Genomic DNA, 16886 nt, shown 5'->3' on the forward strand with positions numbered 1-16886 from the left:
ATAATAAAGAAAAATATCCCGCGCTAAAAATGTGTCAAATATTAAAAATAGCAAAATCAACATATTATTATCAAACTAATAATTGTGTTAAGTATGATACGTATGACAATGCTGTGGCTGAAACAACTTACAAAACTTTTAAAACGGAATTTTATCAAGGGTAAAAAATTTGAAAATTTAACACAATTAAAATGCGAATTATTTGATTTTGTTAATTGATACAATAATCGTAGAATACATGACAGTTTAAATTATTTAACGCCTGTTGAATTTAGAAAATGACAGTCTACATAAAAAGTGTCCAAAAAAGGGTTGCCATACAATTTTGACCATATATTGTGGAAAAAAATAAGTTAGCATGAGGATTTTTACTAAGAAAACTATTTCAATCTGCATAACTTTCATATTGTAAAAATTCAAAATAGTTAGCAGATGACCGGATAATAAAACGATCATCTAAAAATAACCCTAATGGTTCAATTAAATGCAGTTTAGCATTAATAGCAACACAAGTTTGCATAATCGAACCGACATTACCAACAATTTCTGGTTCATATAAAACAATGTTAATTTTAGTATTCATTATTATCTTCCTTATTTATTCAATTAAACATCTTTTGGATTGCTATGGCACGATGTGATATTTGATTTTTTTCTTGTGCTGTTATTTCACCTAGCGTTTTTTTATATTCTGGTAAATAAAATATTGCATCATAACCAAAACCATAATTACCTTGGCGTTCACTATGAATTAAACCATTTAACGAACCGACAAACACTTTTTCAATATTTTTAGTAACATCAACAAAAGCAAGAGCACAAACATAGCGACAATATCGGAATTTAATATTCATCATCTTTTCTAAAATAACATTAGACGCTTGCACAAAACCATCAGTAGTATCCATCCAACGCGCCGAATAAATTCCCGGAAAATTATCTAATGCTAATATTTCTAATCCAGAATCATCACCTAAGACTGGTTTTTGTAATAATTCGCTTAAAGTTCTTGCCTTAATTAAAGCATTTTCAATAAATGTTGCTCCTGTTTCTTCAATGTCTTCAAATTTCACAGTACCCAGAAACTGCTTAATGTCTAAAAGTGTCTTTACATCGTATTTTTGCCCTAATATGTTTTGAAATTCTTCTAACTTATTAGCATTAGTAGTTGCTAAAAATAATTGTTTTATCATTAATACTCAATACCCTTCCGAGCCCAAATACTCTTTTCTGAATAATGTCTTTTTGGTGTTACCTCATTAATTAAATCAGCAATTGATTGTAATTTTTCTGGACAATATGTTCCTAAAAGGGCAACTTCAATATTCTTAGCTTTATTTTCTAATACTAACACTAATTCATCTTCATAAATTAATTGATTTTGTAAACAGCCTAAAATCTCATCAACGACAATTAAATCAATATTAGAATTTTTTAAAGTTGCTACTAAAACTTCAAGACCTTTTCTCGTTTCAACTTTTAATTCTTGTTTTTCTTCATCATTCATTTCTCAAAAAAATTTTTTTTGATGAATGATAAAAATCAAGAATTGTTAAATTAGTATGCTTTTCAAAAAATATTAATTCACCTGTGGGACGATTTTTTAAAAAAAGAAAATATACTACATTTCAATCATTTTCTAATGCTCTAATTGTCATTCCATTTAAAATACTAGTTTTACCTTTACCTTCACCACAGTAAATATGAAGATATCCTTGTTCTTGATTCATTACTTAACCTCCAGATAATATAATATATTTATTCATTGTCATTATATAATAAAATTAATTACTTGGGAGGTATGATATGAAAATAAATTGAACTAAAGCAAAATTAACAAAACATGGTTTAACAAATATTAATTATTCTTATTTAGATTATATTATTCGCAAATCACAACTATTTTGTGATATTTTCTTAGACCGTAAAACTGAACAACTAGTTTTACCATTAGTTAAAAATATTAATGTTCCGGTTATTGATTATTTTCAAAATAATAAATATTTCTTTTATGTTACTAAACATATTAAAGATGCTTTAAATTTAACGCAAATTAAAATAACTCCTTCATTAGTTAAGAAAATTGCTCATCTTATTAAAGATTTACATCAAATAGAAATTCCTACAACTATTAAAACTTGAAACTGAAAATCACAATTAGAACTATTTAAAGGAATTGTAAATACTTCCCAACAAAATTTAACTAGTGATGAACAAAAAATAATTAATTTTTTTACTAACTATGAACCCCAAGAATTAAAACTTTGCCATAATGACTTAGTTCCTGGCAATATTTTAATTACTAAGCAACAAATTTATATTATTGACTATGAATATGCAATGAAAAATGACCCCTTATTTGATATTGCTTCTTTTATTAGCGAAACTATTTATCGTAATAACAATTTAATTAATCATTTTTTACACGAATTTAGTTTAACAATAACTGATGTTAAAACGATTTGATGATGAATTCAATATCAAAACCTAATCTGATGCTATTGAGCCAATTACCTATGAGAACAAACTTCATCATCAATCTATCAAGAAATATTAAATGATAAATACGAAGAGTTACAAAAAGGTTGAACAAATGACTTATTATTTATTTAGTTATTATTTTTTATAAAAATAATTTGTAATTGTCATCACAATAATTGTCGTCACTAAAGTTCCTAAAATAGCTAATGAGATTGCAATAATAAAGCGTCAAAAAACTGATAACAATCATAAACTAGTTAAATATAACACAACAAATTCTAACATCACAATAATACTATAAATAAACTGTTCTCGTTGATGATAACCACATAAAAAACAAACTAATGTTGTAATAAAAGCATATAGTAGCATTCCCATTCCAATTAAAAACATATATCCAAAAGCAATACTATCTTTAAAATTCAATTTTAATAAATTTAATTGTGGATCTAAAAGTAATCAAATCATCAACCCCGGGATTAGTGCTTGCCACAAAACAAAAAAAATACTTCTTAACTTATTATCACCTCGTATCTTTTCATTACTTAACATCACTATTCCCGTCACCCTTATAAATTATACAACAAAAAACTAGACTTTTAGAAGTCTAGTTTTATTTATCTAATGGAGCGAGTGATGGGAATCGAACCCACACAATCAGCTTGGAAGGCTGAAGTTCTACCATTAAACTACACTCGCATAATGTAAGTTCATTAAAAAATATATCACATTTAAAAATAAGAAGCAATAAGTTTTACTAAAAAGGTTGTAGAAACCATATACATATGACAAGATTTTGGTTTCTACAAACTTTTAGGGGATGTATTCTTTTGGCAGTAATATTTTGTATCGAATGCGATAGCGAAAGTTATGTTGTTGGTAATAAAAATGCAGTTGTAATCTGTAATTCTTGTGACAAAAATGGCTTTTAAATTTTGAAAGAAGTTATAAATTTAAAACATTTAAACGAAAAGCAAAGATTAGCTGTTTTAAGTAGTGAAGGCACTAATAGAATTATAGCTGGTGCAGGAAGTGGCAAAACAAGAGTTATTATTTATAAAATTGCTCATTTAATTCATAATTTGGCCATTAATAGTAGTCAAATTTTAGCGGTAACTTTTACTAATAAGGCAACTAATGAAATGAAAAGTCGATTAAATGAATTGGTTGATAATGATGAATCTAAACATATATGAATCCATACATATCATGCTTTTTGTGTTAGGGTTTTAAGAAGAAATATTATGGTTTTAGGATATACAAAAAATTTTATTATCATTGATACTGTTGATAAAATTAATATTTTAAAAAATATTAGTAAAAATAAGCAATATAATTTTGATAATAATGAAATTAAAAAAGTTAGTAGTATGATTTCTTATTTAAAGAATAACCAATTATCTTATTCTGATGTTATTAACAACGCCTTTTATTATGAATATAAGCAACAATGATTAGAAATTTATAAGATTTATTTACAATATTTGTCTAAAAATAATATGGTTGATTTTGATGATTTATTAATATTAACTTTGAAATTATTTTCTCAGCATTCAGAAGTACTACAAAAGTGACAGAAACGATTTTCTTATGTTTTGGTTGATGAATTTCAAGACACTAATGAATTATAGTTTCAATTAATTAATTATTTAGTAAAAATACATCAAAATATTACTGTTGTTGGCGACCCTGACCAAACAATTTATTCTTTTCGAGGGGCAAAAGCAAGATTAATTTTAGATTTTAATAACTATTTTCCTAATGCGAAAACTTTTATTTTTAATCAAAATTATCGTTCAATACAAAATATTTTAGATGTTGCAAATATTCTTATTAGTTATAATCATTCACGAAGTGCTAAAGATTTATTTACAATGAATAACCGAGGTAACAAGATAAAACTATATTGTGGTAATACTAGTATTTGCGAGGCTAATTGGGTAATTAAAGAAATTAAAAAGTTAGTTGAAAAAAATATTTTATTAAAAAATATTTTAATTCTTTATCGCGCTAATCATCTTTCTCATCATTTAGAATAGGCATTAATTAATAATTATATTAATTATCGTATTTATGGTACTTTTAAGTTTTTTGAAAGAAAAGAAATTAAGGATGTTTTAGCTTACTTAAAAACTTTAGTTTATGGTGATGAATTATCAATAATACGAATTTTGAATTTAATTAAAGGCGTGGGAATAACAACAATTAACAATTTAATTGAACAATCACAAAATAGCGGGCAATCGCTTTTAAAATATTTAATGATAAATGTTTCTAGTTTAAAACCATCAATAGTTAAATTAGTTACATATTTAAAAGTTTGAAAAGAAAAACTAAAGTCATATAAAAAAATAACTTATTTAGCACAAGATTTTTTAAAAAATGGTACTTACTTACAACAATTAGCAGGTGGTTTTGAAGAATAACGCTTAGAAAATGTTAAACAATTATTTAATCATATGGAAAATTATGATTTGCAAAATTCTGATTCATTACAAGGGGTGGAATTATTACAACATTATTTACAAGAAGTTAGTTTATATGTTGATCAAGATGAAAATTCTGTTGTTCAAGATAGAGTTAGTTTGATAACAATTCATAATGCTAAAGGGTTAGAATATGATTTTGTATTTATTATTGGTTTAAACGAAGGTATTTTTCCTAATACTTTAAGTATTGAAGATGGAATTACTGCCATTGAAGAAGAACGAAGAGTTTTATATGTTGCGATTACAAGAGCAAAAAAAGGATTATTTTTAAGCTATAGTAAAGGATTTTCTTATATAGCTAATAATTATTGTTTACCTTCAAGATTTATTGCAGAAATTGATACTAGTTTATTAGAAATTAAATTTAATTAACAGGACTTTTAAATTTTGTGAAAAGCTATTAAAAGCTTAATATTTATAAATATATTAGATGTGGAAAATTTATATGAATAACTAAATCCAAACAAGTTTTAAAAATGAAAGAAAAAAATTAAAGGAGTTAAAAAATAATGTTTAAGATTAAATTAGTTAGTATAAAAAGAAAAGTATTTAAAAACAAAGATTGTTCTGTGATGTCAGGTTACTCTGACGAATTTTTGCGGTATGAAAATGATTTATTTGAGCCTACTGGTGAACAAAAAGCTTTATGAATTGATGATAACAATCTAGAACAACAAGAAATTTATAAGTTGTTAAAAGAAAATGTTAAATCATTTTTTAGTTGTGAATTAACTTTTGATAAAAATCCTAAAATAGTTAATTTGCAAAAAATTGAATTATCAAAAAATTAAAAAAACTTGTTCAATTAATTGGTAATCATTTTTGGTCTGCGCGAAGCGGTGCGGAAGGCGTATGCCCCGCCCGCTAGCTGTTTAGTCGGCGAAGCCGACTATTACTTGATTAAATAACACAACTGGCAAAAATCTAAAATTGGAGCATAAAATATGAATTTACAACCTCAAAATCCGACTGATTTTTATATGAAAACCATTTATTACGGTCAATATATTCGCAATATTGTTATGCCTTTAGAACGCATTAAAGCAAATACTCGTACTGCTAGCGGTTTAAAATCAAGGCTTATCAATTATCATATAACTGTCAAAATCCCATTACTAGAAAACAAGTATTTACCGATACTTTGAATAATATTGTTAATCGAACTGTAAATTCTGAATTTGTAAAATACTTAAAATCAGCAGTTAACAAATTTAAAACTAAAATGTGCGGAGTAATCTATGAATTTAAAAATATCAATTATGTAGAATTCGAAAGTGAAAATTATGCTTCGTTAGAAAGTTTAAGGTTTAGAAATCAATTAAGAAAAATGAAACACTAGGAGTTAATAAGTATGTCTCGTAGTTATATCGTTATGCATTCACTATAAAACCTGGGAGTTTAAAAATGAAAATATTAGTTAATTTAAAAGATAAAAATTAGAAACTTAAGGAGAAAAGAAAGATGAGTATATTTGGACTAGTATTTTTTACGATTTTAACATTATTACTAGCATATTATATTGCAGTTAATATTTATCGGTTTTTTAAAGATAAAAAGAAATATGGTAGTGAAGCAAAGCAGTTGCCAAAAGATTTTACTTATTCACAACGAATATTTATTGCAAAGTTTAAGCGAAATTTATTAGAACAAGATGAAAAAGAAATTAAAAAGTAGGTTTAGAAAATGTTTAAAAAAATAATTGTTGAGTTAATTGAATTAATTTATCCGACTGCCGATTTACCGCCTCAAGTTGTATTTTTGTTTTCAATTTTAATAATTGTAATGCTGTTCTCTGCCATTATTTTTCTACTCTTTTGACCTTTTAAGCGGTAATTATTATGTTTTTAGTTGCTTGAAAAGATTTAGATTGAGAAATGACAAAATTGTATTTTTGGGATTTATTTATTCAAATTAAAGTTATTCCAGCGTGAGTTTCTGGTAAAGAAATTGATTTAATGAAAGAACCACTTTGACTTTTAATAGCAAATATTGCCTTTTGAATGGTATTAGTATTCATTGTCTTATTTATGGTTATTTTATTTTATAAGGTTAAATCATATTTTGTTTAGAAAGGGGGTGATTATATGTTAATAAATTTCTTAGTAGGAGAAAATACATCAGGAGCAATTACTGGTGAACAAGCGGTTACTAACTTATGAAAAGCATTAATTAAAGCATTTGGTAATATTTGGACTGATATTATTGGTGGTAATATGCCAAATGTCGTTAATTTTTTTGCTACATATTGAGTTTTCTTGCTTGGCGTGATTATTGGTTTATTTTTAATCGCTTTCAAAATGTTTGAAAAATTAATGCCTGGCAGATAGTAATAAAAATAAAGAAAGTGTGATTTAAGTGATGCTATTGTTTAAGAAAATAAATTTAAGATTATATGATTTTGTCGGTTTAAATCGCACTTTATTTATTATTGCGTGATTCTATGGTGCGATTTTGCATTATTATAATCCTCAGAGTTGACGAATGTTAGTTGATATTATTTATTTATTAATTGCTTTGTATATTTTGTATACTAAAATTTCTCATTTCTTTGCTCGTCTTAGTTTTATTAATTTCTTATTAAATTCACCCTTAAATTTAATAATTGGTGCCTTAGGGACTGGGAAAAACGCTTTAATGGTTTTAGCTCCTTACTTATTAAGCGATTGAAAAATGATTTCTACTTCTCCGATTACCAATAAACAAATGCTTTCATTAGGACATATGTCGCTTTTAGATTATAACTATCCGATATTAGAAGAAAAGCATTTGCTGTTATGAGATGAAACCAACTTATTTTTAGAAGGAACGGATTATAAAGAAAATGATAGAGTAACTCAAGGTTTACAAGAATATTTTGCTTCAGCACGGCAATTTACCCATATCGTATTAGCGGGCGGGCAACGAGCCGAACATATATGAGTTAAAGTTCGCGATATTGCGAATTCAATAATTGTTGGCATTAGAAAAAAACCGGTTAGTATTTTTCGTTCTTATTTGCAAGTTATTTACGGTACTTTTAAATCGGTAAGCGAATACGAGCAATGACGTTTAACTCTGATTAATGCTAAAAATGATAAAAAAGGTCGCAAAATCAAGTATCGTAGCGTTCCGGAATTAAACATTTATTTCTTTAAATTGAAAATTCCGATGTCAATTTTAAATCTTTACGATAATAAATATTTATCATTCTTGCGTGAATTAAGTAATCGTGCTTTGAATGATAATTATCAACATAAATTTTGAAATGATAATGTAATGGATATTGAAGCATTAGAATATTTAAAAATGGAAAAATTCAGTAAGATACTTACTAAGTTAAAAAATAATCTGAAGAAGAAAAACAAGTAAAGGAGTTTAAAAAATGGAAAACTTAGAAAAAATGGCTAGTTTGATTGGCGATATGTTTTATAAAGTTTTTGATTTAATTTGAACTTTAACCATTCCTGGAACAGATATTCGCATTATTATTTTTCCACTAATTATGCTTGTGATAAATCTTGTAATTGGTGGCATTTTAGGTATTCATATTGAACGACCAAAAGTTGGTTTTTGTAAAAAATATCGAAAATCAGTTGCTAATTGAGGAACTAAGAAAAAATCATCTAGTGGTCCGATTAAGAAATTTAGTGGTAATAGCCCTAAAAACAGACCGTGAGTTAACCAACACGGACGGCGAATAAAAAGGTAGGTTTTAGAAAATGTTTAAATTAATAATATTATTTATTCTTGTTTCTGTTTTTTCTATTTTTGCTTTAGGTGATTTTTTAGGTTTATGAGCATATGTGCGTGAAGGTTTAGAATATTTTAATAAAGTTTTATCAAAAAATATTAAAATTTTAGATTTGTTTAAACCAATGATAAGGTTATTTTCTCAACATCCGATTTTCCAAATCTTAGGAACGATTTGTATTTTATCAACAATATATTTAATTTTAAGAGGACCTACTAAATAAAAAATATTTTAAAAGGAGTTAAAAAATGAAAAAGTTAAAGAAAATATTAAGTATTAAATGATTTAAAAGCGTTTTAGGTTTTATGGATTTTTTTATTATATTTCATACTGTTATGGTTGTAATTTGAGTGTTTTTAACAAGAATTAGAACTAATATAGATGGATTTTTTAAAGATTTTATATTATTTGATTTTCAAAATGTATTTCTTAAAGTGTATTTTTGATTATTAATGATTTATTTGTTAATAATTGCTATTAAGTTATTTATTAGGGGTTATTACTTTAATAAAGTTTTTAGAAAGCATCAAACGCAAGATGTTAATTGTGAATGTCCAAAACATAATCATTATAAATTTTCTGATGCTTTTAAAGCGATAAAAAATAGTTTTAAGACGTGATGAAATGCATAAGATTATTTCTTGATTTATTATAATGTTTATTAGTTTGGTGCCATTAGGGGCTTTCTTTGATACAAAACAACCATCAAAACATAATATAGAACAATCCTTTATGAAGCGAGAAAAACGAGCAACTAATACTAGTCAATGTGGCAATAGTTGCGAATTAGAATTTTCTAATATTTATAATAGTTTTTTAATTCCCAGCAAAATTGGCGGAAACCAGAGAAAGATAACGAGCAACCGTTACCTACGGAAATAAATAAAAATGATGGTGAGTATGATTATACTCAGTTTCAAGATAAATTAGATTATTTGATGATACAACGCCGAGATTTTGATAAATTTAATTATAGTTATTTATATTGAGTTCCGATTTTTAATTTCTTTGATGATAATTTTAAATATATGAGTGAAATTTCAATTAAATTAAATGGTTTTAAACAAAATAGTAAATTTAGTTTAAGTCGCAAAAATTCATATCCGCCTGGTTTCATTGAAAAAGTTATTTTTAGAAAACTTTCCTTTTCTATTTTTGGTGATGTTATTACTATAAAAACTGAGCACGGTAGTATTGTGGGCAATAATGAGTTTTTAGAAAATGGTAAATCACTTTGAAAATCTGGCTCGCGAACAAGTTTTGGAGAAGATTTTATTAATACCTTTTTTGGACAAGTTAATTATTATGATAATACCTTCCATTTTTTACGATATGATGACAAATTAAAAGTTGATTTTAAAGATTTTGTGCTTTATTATCAAAAAGATTTAACTATTAGTTTTATTAATGAATTATTTAACAAAATTTATAAAGTTTTAGGTGAGTTTTTTGTATAATTCTTTTATGCGAGTTTTGATATGGATGCTTCTACTTATGTAGAATTAGATTACAAAGGGACGCAACAAATTCCTAAAAATGTTTTACAAACGGGCTTTTTCTATCGCTCCTTAATTACTTTTTATCCTAAACAATATTTAATTAATTTTGATTCAACAATAGAAAATAGTAAGAATATGATTTTTCGTTCGTATTTTTTTGTGAAAGATAAACAAATTGCTAATGATTTTAAAACTGGTAAAAGTTCTTATCAAATAGATTTTAATGTGTTAAAAGCATATGATAACCAATTATGAAATGCTACTAGTAATAAACTGCATTTTTACAACGCCAAAGTTGATGTGATGTATGGAATTAATATTTTTGCGCTAACTTTTCCGCTATATAAAAAACAAAGTGAAAGCACTGAATATCATTATTCTTTATAAGATTTTAATATTTTGAATTCAACAGCTTTTATTGGTGGCGGAATAAGTGGCAATATGGATGACTTAATTCCGGCGCCCAACTGTTCTTATTGAGGTTTATTTAGTGCGATATCTTGTGGTATTCAACACGCCTCTGTTAGTGTGCTAAATTGATTACTTGGTCTTTCTGGAATTAATCTTTTAATTCGCCCTATTGCTGACATTGCTAAAACAACGATTAATTTTACTAAAACTGCCTTTCCGGTGTTTGAAGTCATTCCGGCATTTCAGATGTTATTTGAATTTGTAGTGCCGTTAGCAATCTTATTAATGATATTAAAAAAGTTCTCTTAAATATTGCCAATATTTTTTATAATATAATTCCTTTGAAAGGAGGATTTTTATTTATGTGAAAATTTTTATCAGCTTTAAATTTAGTATGTATAATGTTTATTTCTGGGTGTAATAAAAATAGCAATGATTTAAAAAAATATGATTTAGAATTTTCTAATATTTATAATAGTTTTTTAATTCCCAGCAAAATTGGCGGTGGGGCTAAAATTAAATTTCAAGATAACATCGATTTACCACTTGAAATTAAAAAAACTCGCATTTTTAGTTTATCTCTTGGTAATAAAAATAAAGATTGAATTAATTTTTATAAAAATAATGGTGTTAAAAAAACTTACGATGATTTTAGTTATTTAGATTTAGATTTTGGTTATGAGATTTCTGAGATAATTAATGTTAAGATAACATTTACTAAATCAATAGGATTATCTTATAGTATAACTTCCTTCTCTGCCAAGATGCCTCATTAATTAGCAATTTTAATAAATATGTTTGAAAATCGTATTAAAAAATACGATTTTCTTAATTTAAGGAGTTTAAAAAAAATGAAATATATTATTTCCCAAGCTGATTTAGCAGATTTAAAAGCAAAAGTACAAAGCTGATTAATTGCTAATTGCCGTAATCCTTATTACTATAAAACTAAAAAACGCATTACTGCCTATTTAAATTTATGTACTTATTTCTATATTGAAGAAACTACTTTAACAAAACTTATTAAAAAATATTTTAAGGGTGCAACAAAAACTTTTTATCGTTGGGCACAAAAAATTATGACTGCTTATTATTCTGACAATTTAAATTTGTTATTGTTTAAAACTACAAAGCCACAAAATCTTAATTATCAATATAGTTTAAATTCTCGCAAAAAAGTATGTGATTTATATTTTGATTACAAAAATCTTCAAGCCGGTGGAATGTGGTCTTTATTTAATAATTTAAAAATCGGTTTTCACGATGTTGAAAATTCAAAAATTCCAAAAAATATCAAAACTTTTTATCGCTGAATTAAATCTGACTTTCGTTGGAAAGAATTAAAACAGCAAATCAAACAAACAAACCTCCATTTTAAGCGTTATGACGTCTCCGAGATTGATATTTTACAAATGGATGCCAAAATAATTACTACATTAAATTTTCCGGTTGATAAAAAATATTACATTTATGATTTCATTGACGAAATAACGCGGATAGTATTTGGTTATGTTTATGATAGTTTAGGAACCAATAACGCAATTAATGCCCTGCAAAGAGCAATGAAAGATTTTAGCGCGCTTGGCATAACAATTAAACGCCTTCGTACTGATAATGCCCCTGAATTTACTACTACTAATTGAAGCAATAAAAAAACATACAAAGTAAAAGAAAGGCCTTTTACAACCTTTCTTTCAAAAAATGGAATTGTTCACGAAACCACGCCGATTCGCTCGCCACAATCAAATGGCAAAATTGAACGATTCCATCAACATTATACCAAATTATTTTATGCTAAGGATAAAAAACTAAATCAAAATGAAATTCAACATTTCTTAAATCAATATTATTACTATTACAACTTTGAACGTCGTCATTTATCTTTAAACACTAAAACTCCATTTCAAGCCTTGAAACATTTTTTTTATTTTGTCAAAATAAAAAACCAGTAATTTTAATTAATTACTGGTTTGAATATTTTTTTATTTTTCACAAAAAATTAAATTTGTTGTTCTTGTTCCAATTAAACTGATTGCTCCTAAAAAATAAATATTTTTTAATAAAACCTTATACTATGGTAGTAACTGCATTTGTTCTTACTGGCCCTTCTATTTCTGATGAAAAAAATGCTTCACCATTAAATGTTATTTTATCATTGTTTTTATCTATAGTAATTTCACTTGGTAATACACCATGATTTTGTAAAATTTGCATTACTTCTGTAATTGGTAATGTAACTATTTGTTCTTTATTACTATCATCAATTATTTTAGAAGTAATTGTTCCCATAATTTTTTGCTTTAAATTTAATATAATTTCAGATTTAACTATTCTTACTGAATAATTAATTTTTAATTTTTCGTTGGGATTAAGTTCAAATTTATCAGCGGATTCCTTAAAAATACTTAAAATCATTTCTTGTTCTTGCTTATTTGTGTTTGATAAATCAAATTCATTTGATAATACATTAATAATTTCAGAATTTTTATTATTTATATTTGTAAAATCTGTTAATTTCATTTCATCATCAGAATTTATGCTTCAACCATTTAATTTATTTTCTTGTTTTGTTTTAGTTAATCCTGTTGTAATTTGAAATACTAATTTTGATTTTGAATTATATTCACAAGCAGGTACATTAAATGATCTTATATCCGGAGTTTTATTGGTAATTTCTCTATCAGAACATATATTTTTAGGAACATTAGATCATAAAAATGAATTTTCTTTTTTTGTTATTTCATTATTTGAAAAATTTAAATTATTAATATCAATATAATTTATTTCTTTAAATTTTACATTAGAATTTTTGTTAGCGTCTTTATATTTAAAGAAAATTGCTTTCTTAATTAATTCGCTTAAATCAATAGAACTAGCTTCATCTTTATTTTTAATTTTATAATTAACAGTAACTTCACCAAAATATTTACCATTATCTTTTGCTTTAATTGTAGCCGATGTATCTGTTTTATTAATAATTTCTAATTGTGATATATCTAAATCAGGATTTAAATAATTTAATTCATTTAAAATAATTTCATCATTAATAATGTTATTAACCCTTAAATTATTTATTTGAATAATAATATTTAAAAGCATTTTAGTTTTAGTTATCGCAAATACATTACCACTTTTTTGTTCAATTATAATAGAAATAACTGTTTCATTTATTCCATTAATTTTAATTAAATTTGATGAAGGTCTTGATTTAAAATATAATCCATCATCTGTTGCAAAATAAGTAGCGCCTGCAACTGTAGAAGCAACGTTTCTGTCATGGATTGCAATATCATTAACTTGACCTTTTATTTCGATAATTTCTATAGCATCATAATTGTTTGGTTTATCTTCAATCAAATAAACTTTTTTATTTGCAGATATTGCGTAAGCTTCTCCTGTTGATTGAGAAATTATAATGCGATTAACCTTGTTATTTATTCCATTAATTTTAATTAAGTTTGATGAAGGTCTTGATTTAAAATATAATCCATCATCTGTTGCAAAATAAGTAGCACCGGCAACTGTAGACTTAATATTTCTGTCATGGATTGCAATATCATTAACTTGACCTTTTATTTCGATAATTTCTATAGCATCATAATTGTTTGGTTTATCTTCAATCAAATAAACTTTTTTATTTGCAGATATTGCGTAAGCTTCTCCTGTTGATTGAGAAATTATAATGCGATTAACCTTGTTATTTATTCCATTAATTTTAATTAAGTTTGATGAAGGTCTTGATTTAAAATATAATCCATCATCTGTTGCAAAATAAGTAGCACCGGCAACTGTAGAAGCAACGTTTCTGTCATGGATTGCAATATCATTAACTTGACCTTTTATTTCGCTAATTTCTATAGCATCATAATTGTTTGGTTTATCTTCAATCAAATAAACTTTTTTATCTAAATTTTTTAAATTATTTGTTTTTAAATAATTGATTTCACTTTTTGCTGAAGTTGGAGCGTTTCCGATGATTCCCGACATTCCGCTTCCTGCTATTGTTATAGTTCCTAAGATTCCTAGTAATTTTTTTATTAACATCAAATTCCTTTCATAAATTTTATTAATCAGTAAAAATTTATCGAATAATCAACATCCTTTCTCCAAAAACTAATCTGCAATTTCTTTATCCTGGAATTTCATTATAAATTATTTTTAAAAATTTTCTTGTGTTTGTCATAAGTCTGTGGTTTTTTACAAATAAACTGCATTTTTATAACGCTAAAGTTGATGTGAGGTATGGAATTAATCTTTATTGGTGGCTGAATAAGTGGCAACATGAATGATTTAATTCCGACGCCTAATTGTTCTTATTGGGGATTATTTAGTGCTATATCTTGTGGTATTCAGCATGCTTCTGTTAGCGTGTTAAATTGATTACTTGGTCTTTCTGGGATTAATCTTTTAATTCGCCCCATTGCCGATATTGCTAAAACGACGATTAATTTTACCAAAACCGCTTTTCCAGTGTTTGAAGTTATTCCAGCATTTCAGATGTTATTTGAATTTGTAGTGTCATTAGCAATCTTATTAATGATATTAAAAAAGTTCTCTTAAATATTGCCATTATTTTTTATAATATAATTCCTTTAAAAGGAGGATTTTTCTTTATGCGAAAATTTTTATCAGCTTTAAATTTAGTATGTATAATGTTTATTTTTGGATGTAGTAAAAATAGCAATGATTTAAAAACATATAAATTACAATTTTATAAAATTGGTAAAAGTGCTTGAGTAATTAGTGGTTATGGTCAGGGTTCATATCATTTAGAAATTGATGCTACTGATTTAAAGATTTCTAGTGATTTTGATATTCAACTAGGTAATGGCGATTTTGTTCAAAGGCCAGCCCTTCAATTATTTGTTGACAAAGATAGTGCTGGTTATAATCAAATTAATAACTTTTATCGTTCTAATGGTTCTTATAAGTCCAAGCCTTTTAAAGAATTTTATTTTATTGATAATTTAATTAATTTTAAAGTATTTCTTAATAAAAAAGTTCCACAAGGTCTTAACACGAAAATGTTTCATATCACTTCATTCTCAGCAGAAGTACCTAATAAAAAAAATTAGTAATTTAATAAATATTTTTGAAAATCGTATTTTTGTAATGCGATTTTCTTAATTTAAGGAGTTTAAAAAAAATGAAATATATTATTATGCAACGAAAACCTTTTATCGTTGGGCAGAAAAAATTATGGCCGCTTATTATTCTGACAATTTAGATTTGTTATTGTTTAAAACTAAAAAACCACAAAATCTTAATTATCAATATAGTTTAAATTCTCGTGAAAAGGTATGTGATTTATATTTTGATTACAAAAATTTTCAAGCTGGCGGAATGTGGTCTTTATTTAACAATTTAAAAATCGGTTTTCACGATATTAAAAATTCAGAAGTTCCGAAAAACATCAAAACTTTTTATCGTTGAATTAAATCTGACCCTCGCTGAAAAGAATTAAAACAACAAATCAAACAAACAAAACGCCATTTTAAGCGTTATGAAGTTTCTGAGATTGGTCTTTTACAAATGGATGCCAAAATTATTACCACATCAAATTTTCCGGTTGATAAAAAATATTATATTTATGATTTCATTGACGAAATAATACGCATAGTATTTGGTTATGTTTATGATAGTTTAGGAGCTAACAATGCTATTAACGCTGTGCAAAGAGCAATGAAAGATTTTAGCGAACTTGGCATAACAATTAAACGCCTTCGTACTGATAATGCTCCGGAATTTACCACTACTAATTGAAGCAATAAAAAAGCATATAAAGTAAAAGAAAGGCCTTTTACAACCTTTCTTTCAAAAAGCGGAATTGTTCACGAGACGACGCCAATTCGTTCACCACAATCAAATGGCAAAATTGAACGACTCCACCAACATTATAGCAAATTATTTTATGCTAAGGACAAAAAATTAAATCAAAATGAACTTCAACATTATTTAAACAAATATTATTACTTTTACAATTTTGAACGCCGTCATTCACCTTTAAACACTAAAACTCCATTTCAAACATTACAAAAACTTTTAATAAAATAATTTGTAAACTTTTAAACAAGCTGTTAGTGTTGTGTTTTATTAAACTATTTGTTGCTATAGTATGTTAAATATTTTTATTGTCTTGTAACATAGTTAAGTTCCCCGCTACTTCTCATAACTATATCTAAACCAACATTACTAGGAAGAAAATTATAACAATTATTAATATTTTCAATTTTATTTAATAAAATATTAAAAATTTTATTATTATAATCATTCCCA

General features: G+C 25.7%; 25 protein-coding genes, 1 tRNA gene and 2 pseudogenes. 21 read left to right on the forward strand and 7 right to left on the reverse strand.

Going from position 1 to position 16886, the window contains the following annotated elements; genetic code table 4:
• Nucleotides 1–101: 101 nt before the first annotated feature.
• Nucleotides 102–294: pseudogene (locus I5Q57_RS10105) on the forward strand (IS3 family transposase); the annotation flags it as partial.
• Here I5Q57_RS10105 and I5Q57_RS05600 read toward each other — a convergent pair.
• Genes I5Q57_RS05600 through I5Q57_RS09425 form a run of 4 tightly spaced genes read right to left on the reverse strand, consistent with a single transcriptional unit; the run spans nucleotide 287 to nucleotide 1730 of the window.
• On the reverse strand, nucleotides 287–583 hold the full coding sequence (locus tag I5Q57_RS05600) for a TrmH family RNA methyltransferase (RefSeq protein ID WP_215825609.1): 297 nt from the start codon (nucleotides 581–583) through the stop codon (nucleotides 287–289). The pseudogene I5Q57_RS10105 and the gene I5Q57_RS05600 overlap by 8 nt on opposite strands.
• Nucleotides 573–1193: an RdgB/HAM1 family non-canonical purine NTP pyrophosphatase gene (gene rdgB, locus I5Q57_RS05605; protein ID WP_215825610.1), complete on the reverse strand. Its 621-nt coding sequence runs from the start codon at nucleotides 1191–1193 to the stop codon at nucleotides 573–575. Before rdgB ends, I5Q57_RS05600 begins: the two co-directional genes overlap by 11 nt.
• Nucleotides 1193–1507, reverse strand: a complete 315-nt coding sequence (locus I5Q57_RS09420) for a cob(I)yrinic acid a,c-diamide adenosyltransferase (protein WP_246534673.1) — start codon at nucleotides 1505–1507, stop codon at nucleotides 1193–1195. Before I5Q57_RS09420 ends, rdgB begins: the two co-directional genes overlap by 1 nt.
• Nucleotides 1425–1730 (reverse strand): cob(I)yrinic acid a,c-diamide adenosyltransferase, encoded by a 306-nt coding sequence (locus I5Q57_RS09425; RefSeq protein WP_246534674.1) that lies wholly within the window; start codon nucleotides 1728–1730, stop codon nucleotides 1425–1427. Before I5Q57_RS09425 ends, I5Q57_RS09420 begins: the two co-directional genes overlap by 83 nt.
• 76 nt (nucleotides 1731–1806) lie before the next feature.
• On the opposite strand from I5Q57_RS09425, the gene I5Q57_RS05615 reads away from it, so the two are divergent.
• Nucleotides 1807–2613, forward strand: coding sequence for a phosphotransferase (locus I5Q57_RS05615; protein ID WP_215825611.1), 807 nt, complete (start codon nucleotides 1807–1809; stop codon nucleotides 2611–2613).
• A gap of 3 nt (nucleotides 2614–2616) precedes the next feature.
• Here the strand turns inward: I5Q57_RS05615 and I5Q57_RS05620 are convergent, their stop codons facing one another.
• Both I5Q57_RS05620 and I5Q57_RS05625 read right to left on the reverse strand, forming a co-directional pair.
• Nucleotides 2617–3048: a DxFTY motif-containing membrane protein gene (locus I5Q57_RS05620; protein ID WP_215825612.1), complete on the reverse strand. Its 432-nt coding sequence runs from the start codon at nucleotides 3046–3048 to the stop codon at nucleotides 2617–2619.
• Nucleotides 3049–3106: 58 nt separating this feature from the next.
• Nucleotides 3107–3180, reverse strand: a tRNA-Gly gene (locus tag I5Q57_RS05625).
• Between the two features lie 236 nt (nucleotides 3181–3416).
• Here I5Q57_RS05625 and I5Q57_RS09430 point away from each other — a divergent pair.
• From I5Q57_RS09430 to I5Q57_RS05720, 16 genes and pseudogenes are all read left to right on the forward strand, one after another.
• Nucleotides 3417–4907: pseudogene (locus I5Q57_RS09430) on the forward strand (ATP-dependent helicase).
• Nucleotides 4908–4910: 3 nt separating this feature from the next.
• Nucleotides 4911–5342, forward strand: coding sequence for a 3'-5' exonuclease (locus I5Q57_RS05650; protein ID WP_256444933.1), 432 nt, complete (start codon nucleotides 4911–4913; stop codon nucleotides 5340–5342).
• Between the two features lie 137 nt (nucleotides 5343–5479).
• Nucleotides 5480–5761, forward strand: coding sequence for a hypothetical protein (locus tag I5Q57_RS05655; protein WP_215825616.1), 282 nt, complete (start codon nucleotides 5480–5482; stop codon nucleotides 5759–5761).
• 670 nt (nucleotides 5762–6431) lie between these two features.
• Entirely contained in the window at nucleotides 6432–6644 is a 213-nt protein-coding gene (locus tag I5Q57_RS05660) for a hypothetical protein (protein WP_215825617.1), read from the forward strand.
• 164 nt (nucleotides 6645–6808) lie between these two features.
• Complete coding sequence (locus I5Q57_RS05665; RefSeq protein WP_215825618.1) at nucleotides 6809–7039, forward strand: hypothetical protein; 231 nt, start codon at nucleotides 6809–6811, stop codon at nucleotides 7037–7039.
• 15 nt (nucleotides 7040–7054) lie between these two features.
• Nucleotides 7055–7297 (forward strand): hypothetical protein, encoded by a 243-nt coding sequence (locus I5Q57_RS05670; protein WP_215825619.1) that lies wholly within the window; start codon nucleotides 7055–7057, stop codon nucleotides 7295–7297.
• A 37-nt stretch (nucleotides 7298–7334) separates the two neighbouring features.
• Nucleotides 7335–8318, forward strand: a complete 984-nt coding sequence (locus I5Q57_RS05675; protein WP_215825620.1) for a hypothetical protein — start codon at nucleotides 7335–7337, stop codon at nucleotides 8316–8318.
• Nucleotides 8319–8331: 13 nt separating this feature from the next.
• Nucleotides 8332–8658 carry a hypothetical protein gene (locus tag I5Q57_RS05680; RefSeq protein WP_215825621.1) on the forward strand — a complete coding sequence of 109 codons (327 nt, stop codon included), beginning with the start codon at nucleotides 8332–8334 and terminating at the stop codon, nucleotides 8656–8658.
• 10 nt (nucleotides 8659–8668) lie between these two features.
• The gene (locus I5Q57_RS05685) at nucleotides 8669–8923 is read left to right on the forward strand and encodes a hypothetical protein (protein WP_215825622.1); all 255 of its coding nucleotides are present in this window, start codon (nucleotides 8669–8671) and stop codon (nucleotides 8921–8923) included.
• 25 nt (nucleotides 8924–8948) lie between these two features.
• Entirely contained in the window at nucleotides 8949–9332 is a 384-nt protein-coding gene (locus I5Q57_RS05690) for a hypothetical protein (RefSeq protein ID WP_215825623.1), read from the forward strand.
• Nucleotides 9325–9582: a hypothetical protein gene (locus I5Q57_RS05695; RefSeq protein ID WP_215825624.1), complete on the forward strand. Its 258-nt coding sequence runs from the start codon at nucleotides 9325–9327 to the stop codon at nucleotides 9580–9582. The genes I5Q57_RS05690 and I5Q57_RS05695 overlap by 8 nt, the downstream gene beginning before the upstream one ends.
• 56 nt (nucleotides 9583–9638) lie before the next feature.
• Nucleotides 9639–10157 (forward strand): hypothetical protein, encoded by a 519-nt coding sequence (locus tag I5Q57_RS05700; RefSeq protein ID WP_215825625.1) that lies wholly within the window; start codon nucleotides 9639–9641, stop codon nucleotides 10155–10157.
• 21 nt (nucleotides 10158–10178) lie between these two features.
• Nucleotides 10179–10586, forward strand: a complete 408-nt coding sequence (locus I5Q57_RS05705) for a hypothetical protein (RefSeq protein ID WP_215825626.1) — start codon at nucleotides 10179–10181, stop codon at nucleotides 10584–10586.
• A gap of 12 nt (nucleotides 10587–10598) precedes the next feature.
• Entirely contained in the window at nucleotides 10599–10919 is a 321-nt protein-coding gene (locus I5Q57_RS05710; protein ID WP_215825627.1) for a hypothetical protein, read from the forward strand.
• A gap of 53 nt (nucleotides 10920–10972) precedes the next feature.
• The gene (locus tag I5Q57_RS05715) at nucleotides 10973–11386 is read left to right on the forward strand and encodes a hypothetical protein (protein ID WP_215825628.1); all 414 of its coding nucleotides are present in this window, start codon (nucleotides 10973–10975) and stop codon (nucleotides 11384–11386) included.
• A 75-nt stretch (nucleotides 11387–11461) separates the two neighbouring features.
• A complete protein-coding gene (locus I5Q57_RS05720; protein WP_215825629.1) occupies nucleotides 11462–12562 on the forward strand; it encodes an integrase core domain-containing protein in 1101 nt (366 codons plus the stop codon).
• Between the two features lie 115 nt (nucleotides 12563–12677).
• Here I5Q57_RS05720 and I5Q57_RS05725 read toward each other — a convergent pair whose 3' ends face one another.
• Nucleotides 12678–14654: a hypothetical protein gene (locus tag I5Q57_RS05725; protein ID WP_215825630.1), complete on the reverse strand. Its 1977-nt coding sequence runs from the start codon at nucleotides 14652–14654 to the stop codon at nucleotides 12678–12680.
• A 198-nt stretch (nucleotides 14655–14852) separates the two neighbouring features.
• Here I5Q57_RS05725 and I5Q57_RS05730 point away from each other — a divergent pair, with 198 nt between their 5' ends.
• From I5Q57_RS05730 to I5Q57_RS05740, 3 genes are all read left to right on the forward strand, one after another.
• Nucleotides 14853–15170, forward strand: coding sequence for a hypothetical protein (locus I5Q57_RS05730; RefSeq protein WP_215825631.1), 318 nt, complete (start codon nucleotides 14853–14855; stop codon nucleotides 15168–15170).
• A 53-nt stretch (nucleotides 15171–15223) separates the two neighbouring features.
• Complete coding sequence (locus I5Q57_RS05735) at nucleotides 15224–15685, forward strand: hypothetical protein (protein WP_215825632.1); 462 nt, start codon at nucleotides 15224–15226, stop codon at nucleotides 15683–15685.
• 124 nt (nucleotides 15686–15809) lie between these two features.
• Nucleotides 15810–16664 carry an integrase core domain-containing protein gene (locus I5Q57_RS05740; protein WP_215825633.1) on the forward strand — a complete coding sequence of 285 codons (855 nt, stop codon included), beginning with the start codon at nucleotides 15810–15812 and terminating at the stop codon, nucleotides 16662–16664.
• The last annotated feature ends 222 nt before the right edge of the window (nucleotides 16665–16886 follow it).

The organism is Spiroplasma endosymbiont of 'Nebria riversi', assembly GCF_018831625.1.
Classification (GTDB): domain Bacteria; phylum Bacillota_I; class Bacilli_A; order Mycoplasmatales; family Nriv7; genus Nriv7.